The organism is Sphingobium sp. MP9-4 (assembly GCF_005281675.1).
In the GTDB taxonomy this organism is placed as follows: Bacteria; Pseudomonadota; Alphaproteobacteria; order Sphingomonadales; family Sphingomonadaceae; genus Sphingobium; species Sphingobium yanoikuyae.
This window is the reverse complement of sequence record NZ_LUFI01000054.1, coordinates 1-22400: the sequence shown is the minus strand read 5'-3', so window position 1 is coordinate 22400 and position 22400 is coordinate 1. Positions and strand designations below refer to the sequence as shown.

The window sequence follows — 22400 nt, the reverse complement described above, 5'->3', positions numbered from 1 at the left end:
TCCCCCTTAGGGAAATTTCCGCTCAGGTCCAACCCAGATCAGCCGGCCAATGTTGACAGACTTTCTCCAAAATACTTGGAAGACCGCTGTTCTCATGACATAAATTCGCCCTGCCGCATGGCGATCGGGACAGGGGGAATCCGGGATCGTGGGGGACATGCTCTTTGGCGCGCTACAGGCGCTGCATTATGAGATATTGTTGTTCGCGGTCATCGGCTTCGCATTGGGCGGGCTGGATGATCTGGCGATCGACCTTCTGTTCCTGATCCGCCGAGCCTGGCGGGCGGTCCGGCATCCTCGCCGCCTCCGCATGACGATGGCGACATTGCCACCTTCATCGACGCCCGGCCGTATCGCCATCTTCATTCCCGCCTGGCAGGAAGCGGACGTCATCGGCGCAATGTTGCGCCATGCCGTACATTGCTGGGGCGATGCCGATTATCGCATATTCGTCGGCGCTTATCCCAATGATCCGGCGACGATCGACGCGATCGCATCAGCCGCCATCGATCAACCCCATATCATATTGTGCCTGAATGACCGCCCCGGCCCGACTACCAAGGCCGATTGCCTGAACATCAACTGGCGCAGCATGCTGGCGGAGGAAGGTCGAAGCGGCATCCGGTTCAAGGCCGTCGTCATGCATGATGCCGAAGACGTCGTGCATCCCGATGAAATCCGGCTGTTCGATCATATGATCGACCGGTTCGCGCTGGTGCAATTGCCGGTACTGCCACTACCGGGTCGCGGCACCTGGTTTTCCCGTGCCATCGCCAATCATTATTGTGATGAGTTTGCCGAAGCCCATGGCAAGTCCCTGACGGTGAGGGAATTTCTTGGTGCATCCATTCCCTCTGCTGGCGTCGCCTGCGCCTTTGAAAGAAATATATTGGCCGCTCTCGCCCCTCATGCTGGCGCGGGGCCATTCGATCCGGGGTCATTGACCGAAGATTATGAAGCGGGGTTGCGGATCGCCGACATGGGCGGCCGGGGCATCTTCCTGCGCATCCGTGATGCACAGGGCCGTCTTGTCGCGACCCGCGAATATTTTCCCGACAGCGCTCCGGCCGCCATCCGCCAGAAGGCACGCTGGATCATCGGCATTTCGCTTGCCGGATGGGATCGGATGGGCTGGCAGGGCGGCCCGGCCGAATGGTGGATGCGGATCAGGGACCGGCGCGCCACCCTTGCGGCCCTGATCATCGTCGCCGCCTACGCCACGCTGCTGCTCTGGAGCGTGTTGGAACTGGCGCGCCCATTCCTGGCGCCGCAAATGCGCCCGTCGACGCCGCTGATCGACACCTTGCTGACGCTCAATCTCTGGCTCATGGCATGGCGCATCACGATGCGCGCAATCTTTGCCGGCCATGCCTATGGCTGGCGGCATGGACTGGCGGCCGTGCCGCGCATGTTCGTCGGCAACGCGATCGCTATCCTGGCCGCCCGGCGCGCCGTGATCCTCTATGTCCAGTCGCTGCTGGGCAAGCCACTGGTGTGGGACAAGACGCAACATCGCTTCCCCGACATGGAGGAGCAGGCATGATCGGATCATCGGCCGATGGACGGCCGGTGCGCTTCTTTTTCATGCTGTGCATTGGCTGGACCGGCATGCGTCTGTTCGGCACGATCGCGTCGACAGCACCGCTACCAGCGACAGTGCCAGCCCCGGCCAAAGGCAGTCGGATCGGCTCCCCCACTCGTCAGGAGCGCATGATCCCGATCATCAACAGAGCAGAGACAGCAATATATTCTGGCAATAAGTGGCAAGCCATCCGTGCGCGTTCGCCCTTCAAGCCAGTCCGGACCGCTTATGCCATCGCGCCACTATCGACGGCATGGTCGTTGAACTCTGGCGCCTCCAGACAAAGATCTCCCCTAGCCCAGCCCAAAGCCATGGAACCGCTTGCCATTTCGGTATCGACCATATCGCCCGTCGGTCATGATCGCTGGCAAGGCAGCGCCTGGCTGCTCTGGCGCTCCGGCGGTGGTTCTTCGGCAGACCTCGCCACTGTGGGGCGCCTTGGCGGGTCGCAGGCCGGGGCACGGATCGACTTCGACCTGATGCCGCGATCCTCGGGGCGCCTTGCCGCTTATGGTCGGGCCACGACGGCCCTCCAGTCGCCAGAAGCGCCCGAAACCGCGATCGGCCTGTCCTATCAGCCAATACGCCATATCGCCGTCAGCCTTGCCGCCGAACGACGGATCGCGCTCGATACCCAGGCGCGCGACGCTTTCGCGCTGTTGCTCGTCGGCGGTTTTGGCCCAAAACCCGTGGCAGGACCGTCCGAGGCCAGCCTTTATGCGCAGACCGGCATGGTGGGGCTGCACAAGCGCGACCTTTTCATCGACGGAAAATTCTCGCTTCTCGCGCCGATCAAGGGCAGCCCTCTGCGCGTTGGCCTCAGCCTGTCTGGTGGTGCGCAACCCGATGTCGAACGACTGGATATCGGCCCCGAAATCCAGTTTCGCCTGCCCCTTCCAGCGATCGCCGCACGCATCGGGATCGAATGGCGTGAACGTGTCGCCGGCCAAGCCAAACCGGCTTCCGGCCTGGCGGTCACACTCGCCGCCGATTTTTAGCCTGCCAGCCATCTCTCGGCTTTCGCTCGGAGTCTTTTGTCTCTAACCCGATGGGGCATGGATCTATACCTGCCCATCGCCAATCTGTCGGTGAACGCCCTGGTCATCATCGGACTGGGTGGCGTCGTCGGCCTGTTGTCGGGCATGTTCGGCGTGGGTGGCGGCTTCCTCACCACGCCGCTGCTGATCTTCTATGGCATCCCGCCTACGGTCGCAGCGGCCTCTGCCGCCAGCCAGGTGACCGGCGCCAGCGTGTCCGGCGTCGTCACCCACATGTCGCGCGGCACCGTCGATTTCCGCATGGGCGGCGTACTGATCGCCGGCGGCGTGGTCGGCGCGGGCCTTGGCGTCCTCATCTTCCGCCTGCTCCAGTCGCTGGGGCAGATCGATACGGTGATCGGCATCCTCTATGTGCTGATGCTGGGCGGCATCGGATCGCTGATGGCGAAGGAGTCGATCCAGGCACTGATCGCGCTCAAAACCGGCAAGCGCATGCAGGCGCGCAAGCGCCGCCACCATCCGCTGGTCGCCGCACTGCCGATGCGCTGGCGCTTCTATCGCTCGGGCCTCTATATCTCGCCGCTAGCGCCGCTGCTGCTGGGCATGGCAACCGGCATCCTGACCATGTTGCTGGGCGTGGGGGGGGGCTTCATCCTGGTGCCGGCGATGCTCTATCTGCTCGGCATGAACACCCAGTCGGTGGTCGGCACGTCGCTGTTCCAGATCCTGTTCGTCACCATGGCGACGACCATGATGCACGCGATGACGACCAAAGCGGTCGATCTGGTGCTGGCCATGCTGCTGCTGATCGGCAGCGTCACCGGCGCGCAGGTCGGCACCCGGCTGTCGATGACGATCCGCCCGGAATATCTGCGCATCCTGCTCGCCGCGATCGTGCTGCTGGTCGCCGCACGCATGGCGCTGGGGCTGGGCTGGCGGCCCGACGAAATCTTCACGATCGACGTGAAATGAGGATATCCTGCCTCATCCTGCCAGCCCTGGCCCTGCTGCTGAGTGCCGCGGACGAACCGCAACTGGTGCCTGATGTGTCGCAGCGCGAGGTCGAGATCCAGTACAGCTTCACCGGCGCGGACCTGCTGCTGTTCGGCGCCATCGTCTATCCCGACGGTCGGCGGCCGGACAAGCCGGCGGACATCGTCGTCGTGCTGAAGGGCCCCGAACAGTCGATCACCATGCGCGAAAAGCAGAAGGTCGCCGGCATCTGGGTCAATGCCGACCGCGCCCGCTTTCGCTCTGCGCCCAGCTTCTATGCCATGGCCTCCTCGCGCCCGATCGCCCAGATCGTCGATGAGCGGACCGCCGCAATCTACGAACTGGGCGTCGACAAGCTGCAACTCTCCCCCTCCTCGCTCAACGATAGTGCCGAGCTCGACCGGTTCCAGGCTGGCCTGGTCGATCTGCGCCAGCGCAACGGCCTGTTCGTCGAACGCCCCGGCACGGTGGAGATTAGCGACGGCGTGCTCTATCGCGCCCGCCTGCCGCTTTCGGCCCGTGTGATCGTGGGCGATTATACCGCCGAAACCTTCCTGGTGCAGGACGGCCGCGTCGTGGCAGCGGCGGTGCGCGACATCCATGTCCGCAAATCGGGCTTCGAACAGTTCATGGCCGTCGCGGCCGAACGCTGGTCGTTCCTCTATGGCCTGACCGCCATCGCTTTGGCCGTCGGCATGGGCTGGGCCGCCGGCGCAGTCGCCCGCCGCATCTGATCGGCCGCCTCTCCAAAAGTTCATCTTCCAGCCACGCTACCGCAGGCCGTCATGGACCATATCGGTCGTGCCACCTCCCCTCCCCCTTGGGTGGCACGAAACAGGCCAGCTTGGACCAGCTGGCCGAACGGTCGGAACGCGTGGGTCTTGTTCCGACCGCTCACAGCCCGGCACGTCGGTCTCCTCCCGACGTGCCGGGCGCTCGGGTCTATCGAGGAGACGGCATGATGGCGCGCAGCGGCAAGAGCATCCGATATATCCTGCCCATCCTGATCCTCGCTCTGCTGGCAGCGGCCTTCCAATGGCTCGGTTATCTGGGCGGCGATCCCTTTTCCCTCTCCCGCCCACAGGGCTATCGGCCGGGCCATGGCACGCCGATCGTCATCATCCTGTCGGGCGACATGGGCATGAAGGTCGGCATGGGGCCGGGGATCATGGCACGCCTGACGCGAGACGGCATGCCGACCGTCGGCGTCAATTCGCTGACCTATTTTCGCAGGACCCGCAGCTCTGCCGAAGCCACTACCCTGATCAGCCAAGCCCTGGCTCAGGCCCACAGCATTGATCCCGCCGCGCCGGTCATCCTGATCGGCCAGTCGTTCGGCGCCGACATGGCGCATGTCGGCCTTGCCGCGCTGCCCGCTGCCCAACGCCGGGCCATCGCCATGGTGGCGCTGGTCGTGCCAGGCGCCACGGTCGAATATCGCGCTTCGCCCGGTGAGATATTCACCTTTGCCATGGCGGAGGCGGACGCCCTGCCGACCGCGCGCAAGCTCGACTGGGCGCCTTTGCTCTGCGTCCATGGACAGGAGGAAGCGGCCAGCCTGTGCCCATTGCTGCACCAGCCCAATGGGCAGACCGTCGCGCTGCCGGGCGGGCATCCATTGCACCATGATGTCGATGCGCTCTACCATGTCCTGCACGCGGCCTTCGCCCGGCAGGGATTGATCCGGAAGACCTGACCCATGCCTCATGCCTTGCGCCTGTTCCTTGCCGGCATCAGCCTGATCGCCGCCGCTCCGGCGATGGCGGCCGATCCGGTGCTGGGTTCCTGGATCAATCCGCGCGGCAGCGTCACGGTCACGACCGGCGCCTGCCAGGACAGATTGTGCGGCTGGGTCAGCCACGCCAATGCCGAGGCGCTGGCCGATGCCAGCGATGCCGGCATCCCGCATCTGGTCGGCACCACCCTGTTGCAGGATTATCGCCCCAAGGGACCGGGCCATTGGGCCGGGCGGGTCTATGTGCCCGACATGGGCCGCACCTTCTATTCCACCATCGACCAGCAGGGCCCCGATCAGTTGAAGATTTCCGGCTGCATTCTGGGTGGGCTTTTCTGCCGCAGCCAGCTCTGGCACCGGGTCAAAACAGGGTAGCGGCGGATGGGGGCCATGACATATTTGCGCCGTTACCAGACGCCCTTGTCGGTCGGGCTGGTCGTGCTGCTCGCCGCGCTCGGTTTCGTCGCGCTCTACCATCTGCTGCACGATGTGCATGTGCGCGACATCCGCGCGGCCTTTCATGCACTTGGCCCGACAGCCCTGATCCCCGCCCTGCTGCTGACCGCGATCAGCTATGTCACGCTCACCTTCTACGACGTGCTGGCGCTGCGCTCGATCGGCCGCCCCTTGCCCTATGGCACGGCGGCGCTCGCCTCCTTCACCAGCTATACGCTCAGCCATAATCTGGGCCTGTCGCTGCTGACCGGCGGATCGGCGCGCTACCGCATCTACAGCGCGGCGGGGCTGGGTGTTGCCGATGTAGCGCGGGTGGTCGCGATCGCTGGCGCCACCTTCTGGGGCGGCGTCCTGACGCTGGCGGCGGCCATGCTGGTCTGGCGGCCGGAAACGCTGTCGATGGGCGATGTCCGCCTGTCCGCGCCAATGCTGCGTTTGGCGGGCAGCCTGACCCTCGCGGCCATCATCGGCCTGATCCTCTATGCCGGCCGGCAGGGACGGATGCTGCATTTTGGGCGCATGTCCCTGCCGCTGCCGCCTGCCTCGCGCATATTCTGCCAGATCGGCATCGGCGTGATCGATCTCGCTGCGGCCAGCGCTGCGCTGTTCGTCCTGGTGCCCGGCGTCGGCCTGCACGCCTGGCCTGCCTTCTTCCTGGGCTATGCGCTCGCCATCGTCGCCGTGCTGCTGACCCATGTGCCCGGCGGCGTCGGCGTGTTCGAACTGGTGATGCTTGCCGCCCTGCCCGGCGTGGACCGGCCGCAGCTGGTGGCCGCGCTGCTCGCCTATCGGCTGGTCTATTATATCCTGCCGCTGCTGATCGCGGTCGGCATCATCGTTGCGCAGGAGGGCTGGCGCTGGCGGCAGCCGCTGCGCCGCACCCTGCGCGGCCTGCAAGCCGTCACGACCGGCCTTGCGCCGATCATGACGGCGGCGCTCGTCTTCCTGGGCGGCGCCATCCTGCTGGTATCGGGCTCGCTCCCGGCCATCCCGCATCGCGTCGCCACCCTCAACAGCGTCGTGCCCCTGCCCTTCCTCGAAGCCTCCCACATGGCCGGCAGCCTGGTCGGCGCGGCGCTGCTGATCCTGTCGGCCGGCCTCTACCGGCGGCTGGACGGGGCCTTCTGGCTGACCCGCATCCTGCTGCTGGCCGGCGCGATCTTCTCGCTGCTCAAGGGGCTGGATTATGAGGAGGCGGCGGCGATGCTGCTGATCGCCGCGCTGCTGCAATGGGCGCGCCCGGCCTTCTATCGTCGGACCCAGCTCATCGCCGACGCCTTCACCCCTGGCTGGCTGGCGACCGTCGCAGTGGTTCTGGGCCTCTGCGTCTGGATCGGCTTCTTCGCCTACAAGCATGTCGAATATCAGAACGACCTCTGGTGGCATTTTGCCGCCCGCGCCGATGCCTCGCGCTTCCTGCGCGCCAGCCTGGCCGTTGCCGTCCTGCTGATCGGTGTGGCGCTTTGGCGCCTGCTGCGCCCGGCCGCGACCATTCCCGTCTTGGCGAGCAATGCCGCCGTCCCGCCGGAGGCCGCGCTGGCGCTGGCCGAGCGCACCGACGCCAATCTTGCCTATATCGGCGACAAGCGCTTCCTGGTGTCGGATGGCGGCACCTGTTGCCTGATGTACCAGATCAGAGGGCATAGCTGGATCATCATGGGCGATCCGATCGGCGCCCGAAGCGAGTGGGCGGACCTGCTCTGGCGCCTGCGTGAACAGGCCGATGCGGCGCAGGGCCGCCTGCTGCTTTACCAGATCAGCCAGGACATGCTGCCGCTCGCAATCGAACTGGGGCTGCAGATCGTCAAATATGGCGAGGAGGCGCATGTCGATCTGGCCGGTTTCACGCTGGACGGCCCGGATGCCAAGCCGCTGCGCTATGCCGAGCGGCGCGCCGTGCGCGAAGGCGCCAGTTTCGAGATCATCCCCGCTGCCATGCTGGACAAGGAAATGGACCGGCTGGCCGAGATTTCCGCCCATTGGCTCCAGGCCAAGGGGCACAAGGAAAAATGCTTCAGCGTCGGCCGCTTCGATCGCGCCTATATGGCGCGGTTCGACTGTGCCGTGGTGCGGCAGGAGGGCAGGATCGTCGCCTTCGCCAATATCTGGGCCGCGGCCGACCAGTCCGAACTGTCGGTCGACCTGATGCGCCATGACGACGGCGCGCCCTATGGCACGATGGACTTTCTGTTCATCCACCTGATGCTGTGGGGCAAGGCACATGGTTATCGCTGGTTCAACTTGGGTCTTGCGCCTCTTTCCGGGCTGGAGGCGCGCCGACTGGCACCGCTCTGGTCGAAGCTGGGCGCGCTGCTCTACCAGCATGGCAATGCGCTTTATGGCTTTGAGGGACTGCGCGCCTACAAGGACAAGTTCGGGCCGGAGTGGGAACCCCGCTTCGTCGCCGGGCCGCAGGGCCTGTCCTTCGGTCGGGCGCTGCTCGACCTTCAGGCACTGATCGCCGGATAGCCATTGCGTGGCAGGCGCATCCCGCGATAGCGCTGGGCGATGCACGCCATCCATCATATCGCCATCATTGGGTCCGACTATGCCCGGTCCCGCTATTTCTATGTCGACATTCTCGGCTTTGCCGTGCTGAACGAGGTCTATCGCGCCGAGCGGGACAGCTGGAAATGCGATCTGGCCGTCGGCGGCGCGCAGATCGAGCTTTTCTCCTTCCCCAATCCGCCACCGCGCCCCTCGCGCCCGGAAGCCTGTGGCCTGCGCCACCTTGCCTTTGCCGTCAGCGACCTGGATGCGGAGGTCGCCCGGCTCGAAAGCCATGGCGTGGCGTGCGAGCCGGTACGGGTGGACGAATATACCGACCGGCGCTTCACCTTCTTCGCCGACCCCGACGGACTGCCGCTGGAGCTTTACGAAGAAGAGGTCCGCGCCATTTGACAGCATCAGGCCATGGCCCTTAGGTAACCGGTATCAATAATCGGGAGAGGGTCATGGCAGTCAGCCGACGGGACGCATTGCTGGCGACGGCTTCGGCGGCGCTGGCGGGTGGTTTGAGCGAGGCGCGGGCGGCGCCCCCTGCCCCACCGGCCACGCCTGCCCCCGCGCCCGACTGGCGGCGCGGCTTCGACAATCAGCGCGTCGCCGACCTGGGCGACGGCCGCTTCCTCAATCCGCTGATCGCGGGCGACCATCCCGATCCCACCATCCTGAAGGATGGCGCGGATTATTACATGACCTTCTCGACCTTCGATTCCTATCCGGGCCTCATCATCTGGCATTCGCGCGACCTGGTGAACTGGCGGCCGGTCGGCCCGGCGCTCCACCGGAATATCGGGTCGGTCTGGGCGCCTGAACTGTGCAAGCATAAGGGCCGCTATTATCTCTATATCCCGGTCAAGGCCTCTCCCAACACGAGCTATGTGATCTGGGCCGACCGGATCGAGGGGCCGTGGAGCGATCCGATCGACCTCAACCTGCCCAACCATATCGATCCCGGCCATGCGGTGGGCGAGGATGGGTCGCGCTGGCTGTTCCTGTCGGGCGGCGACCGGGTGCGCCTGACCGACGATGGTCTGGCGACCGTCGGCCAGCCCGAACATGTCTATGATCCCTGGCACTATCCCGACGACTGGGATGTCGAGGGTTTCTCGCCCGAAGGCCCCAAGATTTTGCGCCATAAGGACTGGTTCTATCTGGTGACCGCCGTGGGCGGCACGGCCGGACCGCCGACCGGGCATATGGTGATCGCCGCCCGTTCGCGCTCGATCCATGGACCGTGGGAAAATTGCCCGGCCAACCCGATCGTGCGGACCGTCGATCGCGCCGAAAAATGGTGGTCGCGCGGCCATGCCACCCTGGTCGAGGGACCGGATGGCAGTTGGTGGTCGGTCTATCATGGCTATGAAAATGGCTATTGGACACTGGGACGCCAGACGTTGCTCGACCCGGTCCAATGGACGGCGGACGGCTGGTTCCGCATGACCGGCGGCGACCTGTCGCAGCCGATCGCCAAGCCCAGGGGCGGCCAGGCCGGGCCGCATGGCCAGCCGCTGTCGGACGATTTCCGCGCATTGCACGTCGGTTCGCGCTGGAATTTCTTCAAGCCAGCGCCGCAGGAAGCGCAACGCGCGCGGGTGGAAAACGGATCGCTGGTCCTGAAGGCCAGCGGCACCGCCCCCTCCAGTTCGTCGCCGCTGCTGCTGGTGGCAGCTGACCAGGCCTATCAGTTCGAATGCACGATCGAGATTGCACCGGGCGGCGTCGCCGGGCTGCTGCTCTTCTATGACGAGCAGCTTTATTGCGGGTTGGGCTTCGACCAGGAGCGGTTCGTCACCCATCAATATGGCATCGAACGCGGCCGCCCCGCCAATCCCCATGGCCGCCGGATGCGGATGCGCGTCACCAACGACCGGCATATCATCCGCTTTCACATCAGCGGCGATGACGGCAAGAGCTGGACGCGGTTCGACCGGGGGATGGAAGTGTCGGGCTATCACCATAATGTGCGCGGCGGCTTCCTGATGCTGCGCCCCGGCCTCTATTCCGCCGGTGCGGGTGAAGCGCGCTTCACCGACTTCCGTTTTCGCGCGCTTTAGGCCGATTGGGGCCGACACGGGACGCGACAGGCGAAGTTCACAGTGTCGTGCGGGCTATTTCGGGCCAATGCGCCTGTGATGCACCCACGACGCGCCGGTCATGCGCCTGTGACGCGACAGTGGCGGGGGAAACGGGTCACGCCCGCGCGCCTTCGACGCGACACCAAGGCGACAATGAAGCGACAGCCACGCGACAGGCGGGTGGTATGAAAAGCGATGGGGCAGCGCTGGCATGCCCAAGGGTAGATCAGAGATGGGCCGAGTAGGAAAGCCGGGGCAGCGTCGCGAAAGCCCACCCCGCTGCGACTAGCGCGCTGCGCGCGCAAGTCTCGCTGCCCCTCCCGTTTACGGGAGGGGAATGGCAAGTTTCTGCCTTAGACCTTGGCTGGAGCGCGGCTGCGCAGCAGCGCGAGCAATAGGCCGATGCCGCCGGCAAGCAGCAACAGGTCGACCAGCAGCCCCTGCCCGCCCGCCAGCAGCGGTGCGCCGTGCAGCAGCGCCACCACCAGCAGGCCGGCGACCAGCGCCCATTGCAGGCCGCGAGACAGACGCGGACCGGGCAGCGCCTTGGCCATACCCGCGGCCAGCACAGACAGAATGGTGAGGCCCAGCCAGGCCAGCGGCAGCGACACATGCGGCAAGGCGAAGGCCAGAACGGCGGTGAGGACGAGGATGACCGGCTGACCCCAGCAGATCGCTGCCCAGATCCGTTCCCATTGCGGCGCGGGCCGGCCGCGATCGCGGCGGCGGGCCAGCCAGATGGTCACGCCGCTGGAGGTGACGATGCACAGCGCAATGCCGAGCAGGCCATAGGCGATCCGCACGGGCAGCCCGCCGAACCAGCCGAAATGCAGCTGGCCGATGCCGCTCAGCATCCGGGTGCCGGCGACCAGATCCTGCGGCTGTTCCTGATGGAGCAGTTGCCCGCGCGCATCATATTGCACCTCGTCCTGCTGGGTCAGCAAGTGCGGCCGGCCGCTGTGGATCGAGATGCGCATATCGGCGCGGCCGGGCCGTTCGACCATGATATTGTCCGCCACGGCCGCCGGCGCGCGGGCGCGGGCATCGGCGATCAGCCGGGCGATATCGGGAATGGGCACGGCGCGCGCGTCAACCTTGGGCAGCGGATCGAGGAAGAGTTCATAGACCTTCCCCATGTCGCCGCGATAGAGCAGCATCGCCAGCATCGCGACGATGATGGTGCTGAGGCCCAGCAGCGCGCCGGTCAGCGCCAGAGTGAAGTGAAAGGGCAAGGCCCAGATGCCGAGGCGATTGTGCAGATCGGCCTCCTGCAGCCGGCGCGAACCGCCCAGGCGCAGGTGGAAGGCATCGCGCAGCACGCGCGGATGCGCCAATATGCCCGACACCAGGGAGGACAGCAGTGCCACGCCGGTCAGGCCGACGATGAACTGCCCCCAACTGCGCGGCAGATGCAGGTTGATATGGAGATGGAGCAGAAATTCGGTCCAGACCGCTTCGAGATCGGACAGCGCACCATCGGCCGCCACGGCCCATTTATGCTCATAGGTCGCGCTGAAGGCCGTGAGGCTGGCGCCATCCTGTTTCGCAGTGGGCAGCGACAGATAGAGGGTGGTGTCGGCCGGCGCGCGCCTGGCCGCTTCGGCGATGGCGCGGGCGGCCGAGGCATCCGACAGGCTGGTCACCACCGGCGTCGCCGGCACTTCCCACCGCTCCAGATCGGGCGCGAACACCGCGACCGTGCCGGTCAGGCAGACGATATAGATGATCGCGGCAAAGGCCAGGCCCAGCACCGAATGGCTGCTGAGCACCGATCGCACCGTTTCGGGCGACAAGGGCCAACGCCATTTCTTTGCCCGGCTGTTGGTCTGGACGCTCTGGTCGTTCATGCGGCCCCTCCCAAGGCGGCGAGGCCGAAGCCGATGATGCTGGTGCCGACCAGCACGGCGGTGGCGCGGAGCAGGCGACGGTCCGCCAACGTCCAGGTCATGGCCAGCCCCCAGAGGATCGGAAGCAACAGGCCGCCAAGCACGATCCGGGTGCGCGGATCACCGGGCAGATAGACGGTGACGCAAAAGGCGACGCCCATCGCGGCCGTCATGCCGAGCGGCCCGGCGAGCAAGGCGCGGAGCACCCCGCGCCAGAAGCGGCCCGGTTCCTCCAGCGGCTCGGGCGCGACATCGCCATCGCGCACCCGCGCCGCCTTGCGCCGGACCCGGCCGAACCAGATGATGGCGAGCGCACCGATCCCCTCCATCGCCAGTCCCAAGGCCAGCCCCTTGACCGGCCCGATCAGCAGGAAGGCAGCGACCAGCAGGCCGATCAATATGGCCCATCCCGCCAGCAGCAGGCCAAGCACGGAGCGATCCCGCCGCACCCAGGAGCGGCGCAGCAGGGCCGCGCCCAGGGCGCCGCCGGTGATGAGCAGCAGGCTGGCGAGTGCGATCACCAATGGACGCTCGCGCCGACGCCGACGGTCTGGGGTTCGCCCAGGATCGCCTGATGGATCGCGGCATATTGGTACTGCATATAATCCTCGTTGAGGATGTTGCGTGCGAAGACGAACAGCGACCAATGATCGGTCTCATAACCGATCTTGCCATTGACGACCGTGCGGCCGCCGACCTTGTACTGGCCCTGATCCTGACCGACGCCGGTGAAGACCGACGAACGGTAATTGGCGTTGAGATTGGCGACGAAGCCCGGCCCGAACTGCGCATTAATGCCGCCCGACAGGGTCCAGCGCGGCGCATAGGGGAATTGGGTGTCGGTGAGGTCAACCGTGCTGGTCGCCCCGGCGGGCAGGACGAAATCGGTGAATTTGGTGCGGACATGGCCGACCGAGCCATAGAGATCGATGCCGCGCGCGATAGTGGCATTCGCCTCCACCTCGAACCCGTAAAGATGCGATCCGGCCGCGTTCACCGTGTTATAATCATAGGCATTCTGGCCGAAATAGGCGGTGACCTGCTGGTCCTTCCACGTCATGTAGAAGGCATTGGCATTGAGCGTCAGGCGCCCGTCCAGCCATTTGGAGCGCAGCGAGCCTTCATAATTCCAGCTATATTCCGGATCATAGGCGACGAGCAGGGCGCGGGCCGGGTTCTGGCTGGAGCCGCCCGAGCGATAGGCGCGCTGGACGGTGAATGCGGTGGTGAGGTCCGGCGTCCAGTCCATGCTGATCCCCGCCTTGGGCAGGAAGGCGTTGAAGCTGCGGCTGTTGGACGCCAGCGGCGAGGAAGCATCGTCGACCAGCCCCAGAACGCCCTGGTTGATCAGCGAAATGATCGGGGCATAGGCCGCGCCGAGGAAATTGGCATCGGGCAGCGTGCCGTTGAAGGTCGCCACGGTTTGCGCAGCATAGCGGTTGCGCTCATGATCGTAGCGGAAGCCGCCGATCAGGGTCAGCCGGTCGGTCAGCTTGAAACGGGCGTCGCCGAACAGCGCCATCGTCTCCACCTTTTCCGGCTGGTCGGCCGAATAGGCGACCGGGATGACCGGCAGTTGTGACGCATAGGCATTGCTGAGGAAAGTCGCCTGCGCTGCGGTCGCGCCATTGGCGCGCAGCAGGGCGGCGATGGTGGCGGTCGGCGTATCGATGTTCACCCGGCTATTCTGGTCGATGCTGCCGGTGCGGCGATAATACCAGGCGCCCAGCAGGCCGCTCAGCCGTTCGCCATCATAGTTGAGGCGCATTTCCTGGGTCAGGGTGCGGTAATTATAGCGATTGTCGATCGCCTGGATATCCTGCGGCGTGCCGTCGGTATCGATCACCGAATGGACGCGCGAGCGGTTCCAGGAGGTGACGCTCGACAGTTTCAGCCCCTGGGCCAGCGGATAGCTGATGTTGAAGACGGCAAGGTCGCTGTCGATCTTGCCGCGGCTGGGCTGGTCGCCCGTGGCGATACGGTGATTGAAATAATTGGGCACGTCGGTGCGGGCATATTCGTAGAGATAGCCGCCGTCGCGCCGCACGCGATTATAGCTGGCGACTGCCTCCAGCCCCGGAATGGCCTGGGGCGTCCATTTGATCTTGCCGCGCAGATTGAGCGATTCCAGCGCATCGCTATATTCGTCGCGGGTGACATTGTAGATGAGGCCTCGATCGTTGCGGCGCTCGGCCGACAGGCGGATGCCCAACTCATCCTTGATGATCGGTCCGCCGATCGCGGCGGAGAAGGTGCGATCATCATATTCGCTCCACAGCACGCGCGCGTCACCGCCCCAGCGGGTCAGCGAGGGATCCTTGCTGGTGATGACGATGCCGCCGGCCAGCGCGTTGAGGCCCTGGATGGTCGATTGCGGGCCACGCAGCACTTCCACCTGCTGCACATCCCACAGGTCGGTCGGGCCGCCATAGAGCGCCCATTTGGGCACAGGCGCGCCATCGACATAGACGCTGGCGGCGTCTGCCTGCCCGCCCGCGCCGACGCCGCTGTTGCTGATGCCGCGGATGGTGAAGCCGGACGAGCCGTAGGTTTCGGACAGGTTGGCAGTGCGGTTATAGACGTCCTGGATGGCGATCAGCGCCTCGCGCTCGATCGTCTCGGGCGTGACGACGGCGATGCTGGTCGGCGTCTTCTGCAGGGTGCGAGCGCTCTTTTCGCCGGTGACGATGATGTCGGCGCGGGCCTGGTCCATATCGGCATCCGGCGCCTGTTGCGCCATGGCTGCGCTGGTCAGGGCAGCACCGGCCAGCGCGACGATCGCCGCCCCGGAAAAGAAGAAAGACGACCGCACCATATAATCCCCCAAATATTCTTGGCGGCGCCATATTTGAGAACGCTAACGCGAGTCAATGTCATTGCGTGAATGGACTATTGCTGTCGTCTGCCCGGCACCATCCCTACCCCACCGCTGGCCCAAGAAAAAGGGCCAGCCACCTCGTGCAGAAGGCGGCTGGCCCGTGACGGCGCGACCCGAAAGAACAGGCTACATTTTCACGCGCGCGCCGAACTGGAAGGTGCGGCCGAAATGGTTGTACTCATAGTTGCGATTGGCATCGAGGTCGGTGTAGCGGCCGCGATATTCATCGGTCAGGTTGATGCCGTCGAGAGTGAATTCCAGCCAGTCGGTCGCCTTGTAACGAACCGAGGCGTCGACATTGACGGTCGAATTATAGCCTTCGAAGACGTTGCCGGTGCCGCTGTTCTGGTCGCTATAAGGCCCGCGATAGCTGGCCGAGACGCGCGCGCTGAAGCGGTTGTCGTCATAATAGAAGGTGCCGTTATAGGCCCGCTTCGACACGCCGAACAACGTATTCTCCCGCGCGACATTGACCAGACCGCCACCCGGCACGACCGCCGGCCCCGACACATTATAGGTGGCGTTGGAGTCGATGAAGGTCGCGTTGGCCAGGATGCCGAAATGCTTGAAGATGCCCGGCAGGAAGGTGAAGGGCAGCTGCAGCGCGATTTCCGCCCCCTTGAGCGAGGCGCCGGTGCCGTTCACCGTGGTCGCGATGGTCCAGATCGGTTCCGCCTGCAGCGCCGGATTGAGCGCGGCGGGCGAGGAACTGACCAGCACCGAAGCCGGCAGGCCGGTTTCCGCGAAGGTCGCGTTGGAAATGGTCGCGGCGACCGGGAAGCTCTGCACATCCTTCTTGAACAGGGCGACCGAGAAGAGCGACTGGGGCGCGAAATACCATTCGACGGCGAGGTCATAGGCGGTCGCGCGATAGGGGTTGAGATAGGGGTTGCCGTAGCTGACACGATATTGGAAGCCGTCGGCCGAGCCGCCCGGCGTCAGGCTGCCTAGCGTCGGGCGGGTCATCACATCGGCCACCGCCGCGCGAATGACCAGCTTGTCGGTCGGGAACAGGGCCAGGTTGGCGGCCGGCAGCCAATCCTCATAGCTGCGCTTGATCGTGACCGGGATGCCGCCATTGAGGCCGGTCGAGCGCTGATCGGTCTTGGCATAGCGCATGCCCGCGTTCAGCGCATATTCGAGGCCGAACAGGTCGCCCTTGGCATCGAACTGGAAATAGCCGCCGGTCACTTCCTCGCGCACCGACCGGTTGTTGCCGACGTCGAGCGCCAGCGCGCGGTCATAGAGCTTGGTGTAAGCGGTCGCCGTGTCCAGATTGGGGATCAGCCACTGGGTGGTGGTGCCCGACGGCTGGCCCGCCTTGCCCAGGGTGAAGAGTTCGCTCAATTCCGGCGTGGCCTGGAAACCATAGACGGCGCTCGGGCCGAACAGGCTGGTCGGCGAACAGGTGATAGTGCCCAGCACCAGATCCTTGCCGCCATTGCCGCAGACCGCGGTATCGCGCTGATAGCCGACGGTCTTGAAGTCGAACCGGCGCCACATCGAACCGACCTTCACGGTCAGCCCCTCCGCCGCGTCCCATTCGGTGCGCAACTGCGCGGTCTTGAACCGGTTGGTGGTGTTGGACGGACGGTCGCGGATTTCGGCGAGTTGGAAATTGGCCGGATCGGTCACGCTGGTGCCGAAGGTCAGCTTGGGATGCTTCATGTCGCTATAGTCATAGCTATAACCCTGGGCATCGCGATCATCGAAGACCACCGTGGTTTCGACCGGAATGTCGGCGTTGGACTTGGACAGGCCGCCCAGCAGGGTGAAGCGGAACTTGTCCGTCACATCCTGGTCCCAGGTGCCGCCGACCTGATAGAATTCGGTGCTCGACTTGCGCAGATAATGTTCAGTGCGGACCCAGGCATCGTTGAGCGTGGCCGAGATCATGTTGCCATTATCGTCATAGACCGGATTGACGACATTGATCGACCGCTCGTTGGAGCGCAGCAGCACCTCGCCCCACTTCTCCTCACGGGTTTCCTTGAAGCGCGAATAGAGGCCATCGATCGAGATCTTGGTCGCATCGGTCGGGGCGAACTGCACCGATCCGGTCAGGCCGAGCCGCTCGCGATCATGACGCACCTCGCCATAGCGCGGAATGCGGGGATGGAAGGACAGCGCGGCATCGTTACAGGCTGGGCTCGGAATATAGGAACCGCCCGAATTGGGCTGGGTGAAGCAGGCGGTGCCATCGACATTGTCGAAGCGGGCCTGGGCCCAGCGCACGCTGTTATTGCCCAGTTCCTTGGTATCGAGCGTCGAATAGGCCGCCGACAGGGCGACGCCGAAGCGGCCGTCGGCCGATTTCCAGGATGCGATGCCGGCCAGACGCGGCCCCCAATTCTTGGCCAGATCATTATAGGAAGCGGTCGCCGAACCGACGAGGGTCAGACCTTCCTTGCCACCGAGCGGATTGCCGGTGTTGAGATCGACCACGGCGCCGAGCGAGCCTTCGTCCAGCGAGGCTTCGGCGGTCTTGTGAACGACCAGCGAACTGAACAGCTCTGACGCGAAGACATTGAAATCGAAGGAACGATCGCGGTTCGAGCTGGCACCATCGGTCGAGGTGGCGACCGTTTCCAGCCCGTTGACGCGCACGCGGGTGAACTGCGCGCCCAGGCCGCGCACGGTGATCGCGCGCCCTTCGCCGCCGTCACGCTGGATCGAGATGCCGGGGATGCGCTGCAGGGATTCGGCGAGATTCTGGTCGGGGAACTTGGCTATATCCTCCGCCACGATCGCATCGACCGAACTGACCGACTGACGCTTGAGGTTGATCGCCGCGCCCAGCGACTGGCGGAAACCGGTGACGATGATGTCGGATTCCTGGGCCGCGGCATCCGCCTGCCCCTGATCCGGCGCAACCGCGGCATCGCCCTGCACGGACTGAGCTTGGGCCTGAGCGGCGGAAACGCAGGCGATGGCGCATGCCAGGGTCGAGGCTGCGGACAGCCATTTCCGGGCGGACGAAGCCTGTACGAACGCAATCATAGAAACATCCCTCCATATTTCCGCCACGCCTCTTTGGGGGTGCGGCCCGATGTTGTCCCCTTGAAGACACCGGTGTCAGAAACTTGTGACCCGACTGCGGATCAATGTCAATGATCATTGCGGCAATTATGTCTGAAGCTGTCAGGCCAGCGCTCGCGGCGATTTTCCGCGCCCTCCTGTCGGAAAAGCATCCATATCGAGCCATTTTGCACCGCAATATGGGCCACACCGCGTAGAATGACGGCGCGCAGCCCGCGCCTTCGCCTCGCCGCCACAATGACCGCAAACAGATTCGACACCGGTGTCAAATTGCTTGCATCATCGCCGCCACGGTGCAAGTCTGGCCAGGAGAGGAGCCTTCGGAAGCATGAAAATAACCGCCAGACTGATCGCCCTGCCGCTTGCCGGCCTTGCCCTGATCCCCCTGCCAGCAAACCTATCCGCCGCCCCAACCAGGACCAGCGCATCCAGCACAACGACCGCGTTTCCGGGCGCCGCCGGCTGGGCATCGGCAACGCCCGGCGGCCGGGGCGGCCGCATCATCCGCGTGACCACGCTGGCAGCCGATGGCCCCGGCAGCCTGAAGGCGGCACTGGAGGCGAAGGGCCCGCGCATCGTCGTGTTCGAGGTCGGCGGCGTCATCGACATGGCGCGCCAGACCATCACCATCCGCGAACCCTATCTGACCATTGCGGGCCAGACCGCCCCCTCCCCCGGCATCACCCTGATCCGGTCGGGCATCGACATCGCCACCCATGACGTCATCATGCGCCATATCCGCGTGCGCACCGGAGTGGACGACCAGCCGCTACTGAGCGGATGGGAGGCGGATGCCATGTCGGTGGTCGGCGGCCATGACATCATCGTCGACCATTGCAGCTTCACCTGGGCGATCGACGAGAATATGTCGGCATCCGGCCCGCGCTTCAATGGCAAGACGCCCGACGAATGGCGCGCCAACACGGCGCATAACATCACCTTTTCCTATAATCTGGCGGCCGAGGGCCTGGCCAATGCCAGCCATCCCAAGGGCGAGCACAGCAAGGGCACGTTGATCCACGACAATGCGACCAACATCCTGATTTATCGCAACATCTACGCCCATAATGTCGAGCGCAACCCGCTATTGAAGGGCGGCGTCCATGCCGCCGTGGTCAACAATATCATCTATGATCCGGGCGAACGCGGTATCCATTACAACCTGATGGCGCTGGAATGGGGCGAGCATCCCTATCAGAATGGCAAGCTGGCGGCGGTCGGCAATGTCATGCGCGGCGGCGTATCGACGGCAACCGGCCTGCCCTTCCTGACGCTGGGCGGCGACGGCGACCTGGAATATTATGGCAAGGACAATCTGGCAGTCGACAAGTTCGGCAAGCCATTGCCGATGTTCGGCCGCTATGGCGAGACCAAGGCCAGGCTGATCGAGACGCAGACGCCGCCGACCTGGTGGCAGGGGCTGGACGTTCTGCCGGTGCGGGATGTCGAGACCCATGTGCTGTGGCGCGCGGGCGCGCGCCCGTGGGACCGGGATGCCGACGACCTGCGGGTGCTGTTCTTCGTGGCGGAAGGGCGCGGCGAGATCATCGACAATGAGAAGCAGGTCGGCGGCTATCCCAAATTCGCGCCGACCCGCGCGCCCTTTGTCGAGGGCGAGTGGAACCTCGACACGATGGAGCCGAAATCGGGCCGCTATCCCGGCCAGAAGGACGAGACGACCGAGCATCTGTCGGACCGCGACAAGATGATGCGACAGGAGCCAAAGCCATGAGCCTGATGCTGTTGCTGGCGGCGGCCGCAGCGCCGCCGATGGTGGTCGTCGACGAGCGCGAGGTGATGCGCGACGAGCCGCCGCCCCATGGCGAGATCGGCATGTCGACCGCCTATCGCATCAGCGACGCCGTTCCGCAGCCGCGCAGCATGGAATTCCGCAAGCGCGTGCTGCATGTCGGCGCGGCGATCGGCGTCCATCCGATCGCCCATGACGAGGTCTATTATGTCCTGTCGGGCGAAGGCGTGGTGACGTCCGACGGCGTGGAAAAGCCGCTGACACCGGGCATGGCCGCCTATCTCTACAAGGACGCCAAGGTCGGCATCCGGCAGGTCGGCAAGGAACCGCTGGCGCTGATCATCAGCTATCCGGTGGTTCACTGAGCAGGCAAGTTACCAGGCGCGCGGCACATTGCCGATGCGCTTGGCGACATCCGCCTCGATCGCGTTGAGCTCGGCTTGGCTGAGCACGCCCGACAGCATCAGCCGGCGCATCAGCTCATCGACCAGAGCTGCGAGAAAATGCAGCTCGCCGCGTTCCGAGACATAATCGACATCCTGGGTATCCATGCGGTTCCTCCAACTGCATGGACGGACTCAACGCGCCCACCCCCTTTTGGTTGCGGCCCGGCAACGAACGGCGTTCAACTGCCGGGCTGGATATAGGGGACGCGGGCGAAGAGTTCCCGCTCCCAGCCGCGCGGATCGCTTTCCACATGGCTGTCGAGATCGACGATCATCGTCTGGCGCCGGTCCAGCCGATATTGCGGCCAGGGCGCCATTCCGCTGCCATTGGGATCACCGCGCCGGGCGAAGGCCAGGAAACGCTGCATCAGCGCGCGCGACGCGGCCTGTGCACCTGCGCCCGTGCCGGTGAAGCTGCCCGGCGCATCGAGCGTGCCGAAGGCGAGCGCGATGTCCATGGTGTGCGGTGCGCCGCGTTCGGGCTGGGTCGGCGAGGCGAAATCCACCTGATAGACCCAGGTCGGCGCATCGGCGCGGGCGCGCGCCTCCGCCTCCAGCACCTGCCCCGGCCAGCTGCGCCCGGCCGTCGTCGCGGCATAAAAGATGCGCTCCGCCGACCAGTCGGGATAGCGCGCGCGATATTGGGCGACGATCCATTCGGGCGAGAGGTCCATGCGCAGTTCCGGGGCGATCCGGGCGGCGAGGTTGGACCAGTCCAGCCCCTGGAGCTTGGGGCCATGGGGATCGATGAAGGCACGGGTCTCATCATGGGTGTTGCCGAGCATCATCGGGATCGCCAGCGACTGGGGCGGCGCATCGGGCCAGAAGGGATGGCGCGCGAGATGCGTCATGTCGAGCACCGGCCCCATATAGAGACCGCCGCCCAATATCGGATCTTGCGCTGCCAGCCCCTCCACCAATTGCGCGGTCGAAAGTGACAGCAAAGATGACAGGTCATCGGCCTTTACACCCAGCCCGGCGAGATAGGCCTGCGCCCGCTTCGTCGCGTTGAGCGGGCCGGAGGCCGTCACCTGCTGGCCGCTCATGGTGATGGCACGGTGGAACAGGCCGGCGGCAGCAGGCATCGCCATCATCGTCGCGATCTTGGCGCCGCCGCCCGACTGGCCAAAGACCAGGATATTGCCGGGATCGCCGCCAAAGGCCGCGATATTATCGCGCACCCATTGCAGCGCGAGGATCAGGTCGAGTTGGCCCGCATTGCCGCTGTCGGCGAAGCGCGGATCGAGCCGGGCGAGATAGAGATAGCCGAATATGTTGAGCCGGTGATTGACGGTCACCACCACGACATCGCCCTGCGCCGCGAGCCGGTCGCCATAGGTCAGCGGATCGACCACGGAGCCGTTGGAATAGGCGCCGCCATGGATATAGAGCATCACCGGCCGCCTGGCGCGCGGGTCCGGGCCGGGGGTCCAGATATTGAGGAAAAGGCAATCCTCGCCCTCCGGATCCTGCTTGCCCTGTTGCGGGCAGGAGGGCGCGAAGGCGCCGGCATCGGCCGTGCCGGCCCAGCCATCGGGCGCAAGCGGTGCCTGGAAGCGGCGGGGCGCGGTATCCTGACCATAGCGCAGGCCGCGGAAGACATGGAGGCCGCCCTCGCGGGTGCCGGCGACCCGGCCCTTGCGGGTGGTCACGATGCTGGCGGTGGCGGCATGCGCCGGGCGAGCGAGGCTGGCGCCCAGCAGGGCCGCAGCCCCGGTCAACGCGCTCCGCCGGTCGATATCGGGCATCCGTCCTCCTGTGATGGGTCGGGAGGCTGAGCCCTCCTCTTGGATCGGGGGTGTCCTGCGCCCCTCCTTAGGGAACGGGCGCAGGACGGGATATCAGCGGGCCAGCCAGCCGCCATCGACGGCGAGGACATGGCCATGGATATAGTTGGCCGCCGGCGACGACAGGAACACGGCGGCGCCGCCAATGTCGCTGGGGTCGCCCCAGCGGCCGGCCGGGATGCGTTCCTGGATCTGGCGGTTGCGGGTCTCGTCGGCCTGCAGCGCGGCGGTGTTGTTGGTCGCGATATAGCCCGGCGCGATCGCGTTGAC

The 22400-nt window shown here is 65.3% G+C and carries 18 protein-coding genes; 11 read left to right on the top strand and 7 right to left on the bottom strand.

The features are described from left to right. The first annotated feature begins 157 nt into the window (after positions 1-157). The 9 genes from A0U87_RS17550 (at position 158) to A0U87_RS17510 (ending at position 10323) form a co-directional block, all read left to right on the top strand. Positions 158-1543: a glycosyl transferase family protein gene (locus A0U87_RS17550; RefSeq protein WP_137405824.1), complete on the top strand. Its 1386-nt coding sequence runs from the start codon at positions 158-160 to the stop codon at positions 1541-1543. A gap of 65 nt (positions 1544-1608) precedes the next feature. After that, the gene (locus A0U87_RS17545; RefSeq protein WP_240700586.1) at positions 1609-2580 is read left to right on the top strand and encodes a hypothetical protein; all 972 of its coding nucleotides are present in this window, start codon (positions 1609-1611) and stop codon (positions 2578-2580) included. A gap of 57 nt (positions 2581-2637) precedes the next feature. Continuing rightward, on the top strand, positions 2638-3552 hold the full coding sequence (locus tag A0U87_RS17540; RefSeq protein WP_004207740.1) for a sulfite exporter TauE/SafE family protein: 915 nt from the start codon (positions 2638-2640) through the stop codon (positions 3550-3552). Then, entirely contained in the window at positions 3549-4307 is a 759-nt protein-coding gene (locus A0U87_RS17535; RefSeq protein ID WP_048938853.1) for a TIGR02186 family protein, read from the top strand. Before A0U87_RS17540 ends, A0U87_RS17535 begins: the two co-directional genes overlap by 4 nt. Positions 4308-4531: 224 nt before the next feature. Beyond that, positions 4532-5269 carry an AcvB/VirJ family lysyl-phosphatidylglycerol hydrolase gene (locus tag A0U87_RS17530; protein ID WP_048938854.1) on the top strand — a complete coding sequence of 246 codons (738 nt, stop codon included), beginning with the start codon at positions 4532-4534 and terminating at the stop codon, positions 5267-5269. 3 nt (positions 5270-5272) lie between these two features. After that, positions 5273-5683, top strand: coding sequence for a DUF2147 domain-containing protein (locus A0U87_RS17525; protein ID WP_037512273.1), 411 nt, complete (start codon positions 5273-5275; stop codon positions 5681-5683). Positions 5684-5689: 6 nt separating this feature from the next. Then, the gene (mprF, locus tag A0U87_RS17520) at positions 5690-8233 is read left to right on the top strand and encodes a bifunctional lysylphosphatidylglycerol flippase/synthetase MprF (protein WP_137405822.1); all 2544 of its coding nucleotides are present in this window, start codon (positions 5690-5692) and stop codon (positions 8231-8233) included. 39 nt (positions 8234-8272) lie between these two features. Beyond that, positions 8273-8665, top strand: a complete 393-nt coding sequence (locus A0U87_RS17515; RefSeq protein ID WP_048938856.1) for a VOC family protein — start codon at positions 8273-8275, stop codon at positions 8663-8665. Between the two features lie 53 nt (positions 8666-8718). Continuing rightward, the gene (locus A0U87_RS17510; RefSeq protein ID WP_048938857.1) at positions 8719-10323 is read left to right on the top strand and encodes a family 43 glycosylhydrolase; all 1605 of its coding nucleotides are present in this window, start codon (positions 8719-8721) and stop codon (positions 10321-10323) included. A 374-nt stretch (positions 10324-10697) separates the two neighbouring features. Here A0U87_RS17510 and A0U87_RS17505 read toward each other — a convergent pair whose 3' ends face one another. The 4 genes from A0U87_RS17505 to A0U87_RS17490 all read right to left on the bottom strand — a co-directional run bounded on the left by A0U87_RS17505 (position 10698) and on the right by A0U87_RS17490 (position 18108). Next, the gene (locus tag A0U87_RS17505) at positions 10698-12191 is read right to left on the bottom strand and encodes a PepSY-associated TM helix domain-containing protein (RefSeq protein WP_048938858.1); all 1494 of its coding nucleotides are present in this window, start codon (positions 12189-12191) and stop codon (positions 10698-10700) included. Then, positions 12188-12754 carry a hypothetical protein gene (locus tag A0U87_RS17500; RefSeq protein ID WP_137405821.1) on the bottom strand — a complete coding sequence of 189 codons (567 nt, stop codon included), beginning with the start codon at positions 12752-12754 and terminating at the stop codon, positions 12188-12190. The genes A0U87_RS17505 and A0U87_RS17500 overlap by 4 nt, the downstream gene beginning before the upstream one ends. Further along, positions 12748-15045: a TonB-dependent receptor gene (locus A0U87_RS17495; protein WP_137405820.1), complete on the bottom strand. Its 2298-nt coding sequence runs from the start codon at positions 15043-15045 to the stop codon at positions 12748-12750. Before A0U87_RS17495 ends, A0U87_RS17500 begins: the two co-directional genes overlap by 7 nt. Positions 15046-15234: 189 nt before the next feature. Further along, on the bottom strand, positions 15235-18108 hold the full coding sequence (locus A0U87_RS17490) for a TonB-dependent receptor (protein ID WP_048938860.1): 2874 nt from the start codon (positions 18106-18108) through the stop codon (positions 15235-15237). Positions 18109-18475: 367 nt separating this feature from the next. Between A0U87_RS17490 and A0U87_RS17485 the strand changes: the two genes are divergently transcribed. Both A0U87_RS17485 and A0U87_RS17480 read left to right on the top strand, forming a co-directional pair. Continuing rightward, positions 18476-19879: a pectate lyase gene (locus tag A0U87_RS17485; RefSeq protein ID WP_048938861.1), complete on the top strand. Its 1404-nt coding sequence runs from the start codon at positions 18476-18478 to the stop codon at positions 19877-19879. Further along, positions 19876-20262, top strand: coding sequence for a cupin domain-containing protein (locus A0U87_RS17480; RefSeq protein WP_037522587.1), 387 nt, complete (start codon positions 19876-19878; stop codon positions 20260-20262). Before A0U87_RS17485 ends, A0U87_RS17480 begins: the two co-directional genes overlap by 4 nt. Positions 20263-20271: 9 nt before the next feature. Here A0U87_RS17480 and A0U87_RS26260 read toward each other — a convergent pair whose 3' ends face one another. The 3 genes from A0U87_RS26260 to A0U87_RS17470 form a co-directional block, all read right to left on the bottom strand. Beyond that, positions 20272-20448 carry a hypothetical protein gene (locus A0U87_RS26260; protein ID WP_164488846.1) on the bottom strand — a complete coding sequence of 59 codons (177 nt, stop codon included), beginning with the start codon at positions 20446-20448 and terminating at the stop codon, positions 20272-20274. Positions 20449-20522: 74 nt separating this feature from the next. Further along, positions 20523-22091 (bottom strand): carboxylesterase family protein, encoded by a 1569-nt coding sequence (locus A0U87_RS17475; RefSeq protein WP_048938862.1) that lies wholly within the window; start codon positions 22089-22091, stop codon positions 20523-20525. 93 nt (positions 22092-22184) lie between these two features. Continuing rightward, on the bottom strand, positions 22185-22400 hold a 216-nt coding region (locus tag A0U87_RS17470), incomplete at its 5' end, for an SDR family oxidoreductase (RefSeq protein ID WP_137405819.1).

What these genes read in the sequence shown, in the direction of transcription:
- A0U87_RS17550 (WP_137405824.1), top strand. Translation starts at nt 158, where the DNA reads ATGCTCTTTGGCGCGCTACAGGCGCTGCATTATGAGATATTGTTGTTC.
- A0U87_RS17545 (WP_240700586.1), top strand. Translation starts at nt 1,609, where the DNA reads ATGCGTCTGTTCGGCACGATCGCGTCGACAGCACCGCTACCAGCGACA.
- A0U87_RS17540 (WP_004207740.1), top strand. Translation starts at nt 2,638, where the DNA reads ATGGATCTATACCTGCCCATCGCCAATCTGTCGGTGAACGCCCTGGTC.
- A0U87_RS17535 (WP_048938853.1), top strand. Translation starts at nt 3,549, where the DNA reads ATGAGGATATCCTGCCTCATCCTGCCAGCCCTGGCCCTGCTGCTGAGT.
- A0U87_RS17530 (WP_048938854.1), top strand. Translation starts at nt 4,532, where the DNA reads ATGATGGCGCGCAGCGGCAAGAGCATCCGATATATCCTGCCCATCCTG.
- A0U87_RS17525 (WP_037512273.1), top strand. Translation starts at nt 5,273, where the DNA reads ATGCCTCATGCCTTGCGCCTGTTCCTTGCCGGCATCAGCCTGATCGCC.
- mprF (WP_137405822.1), top strand. Translation starts at nt 5,690, where the DNA reads ATGGGGGCCATGACATATTTGCGCCGTTACCAGACGCCCTTGTCGGTC.
- A0U87_RS17515 (WP_048938856.1), top strand. Translation starts at nt 8,273, where the DNA reads ATGCACGCCATCCATCATATCGCCATCATTGGGTCCGACTATGCCCGG.
- A0U87_RS17510 (WP_048938857.1), top strand. Translation starts at nt 8,719, where the DNA reads ATGGCAGTCAGCCGACGGGACGCATTGCTGGCGACGGCTTCGGCGGCG.
- A0U87_RS17505 (WP_048938858.1), bottom strand. Translation starts at nt 12,191, where the DNA reads ATGAACGACCAGAGCGTCCAGACCAACAGCCGGGCAAAGAAATGGCGT.
- A0U87_RS17495 (WP_137405820.1), bottom strand. Translation starts at nt 15,045, where the DNA reads ATGGTGCGGTCGTCTTTCTTCTTTTCCGGGGCGGCGATCGTCGCGCTG.
- A0U87_RS17490 (WP_048938860.1), bottom strand. Translation starts at nt 18,108, where the DNA reads ATGATTGCGTTCGTACAGGCTTCGTCCGCCCGGAAATGGCTGTCCGCA.
- A0U87_RS17485 (WP_048938861.1), top strand. Translation starts at nt 18,476, where the DNA reads ATGAAAATAACCGCCAGACTGATCGCCCTGCCGCTTGCCGGCCTTGCC.
- A0U87_RS17480 (WP_037522587.1), top strand. Translation starts at nt 19,876, where the DNA reads ATGAGCCTGATGCTGTTGCTGGCGGCGGCCGCAGCGCCGCCGATGGTG.
- A0U87_RS26260 (WP_164488846.1), bottom strand. Translation starts at nt 20,448, where the DNA reads ATGGATACCCAGGATGTCGATTATGTCTCGGAACGCGGCGAGCTGCAT.
- A0U87_RS17475 (WP_048938862.1), bottom strand. Translation starts at nt 22,091, where the DNA reads ATGCCCGATATCGACCGGCGGAGCGCGTTGACCGGGGCTGCGGCCCTG.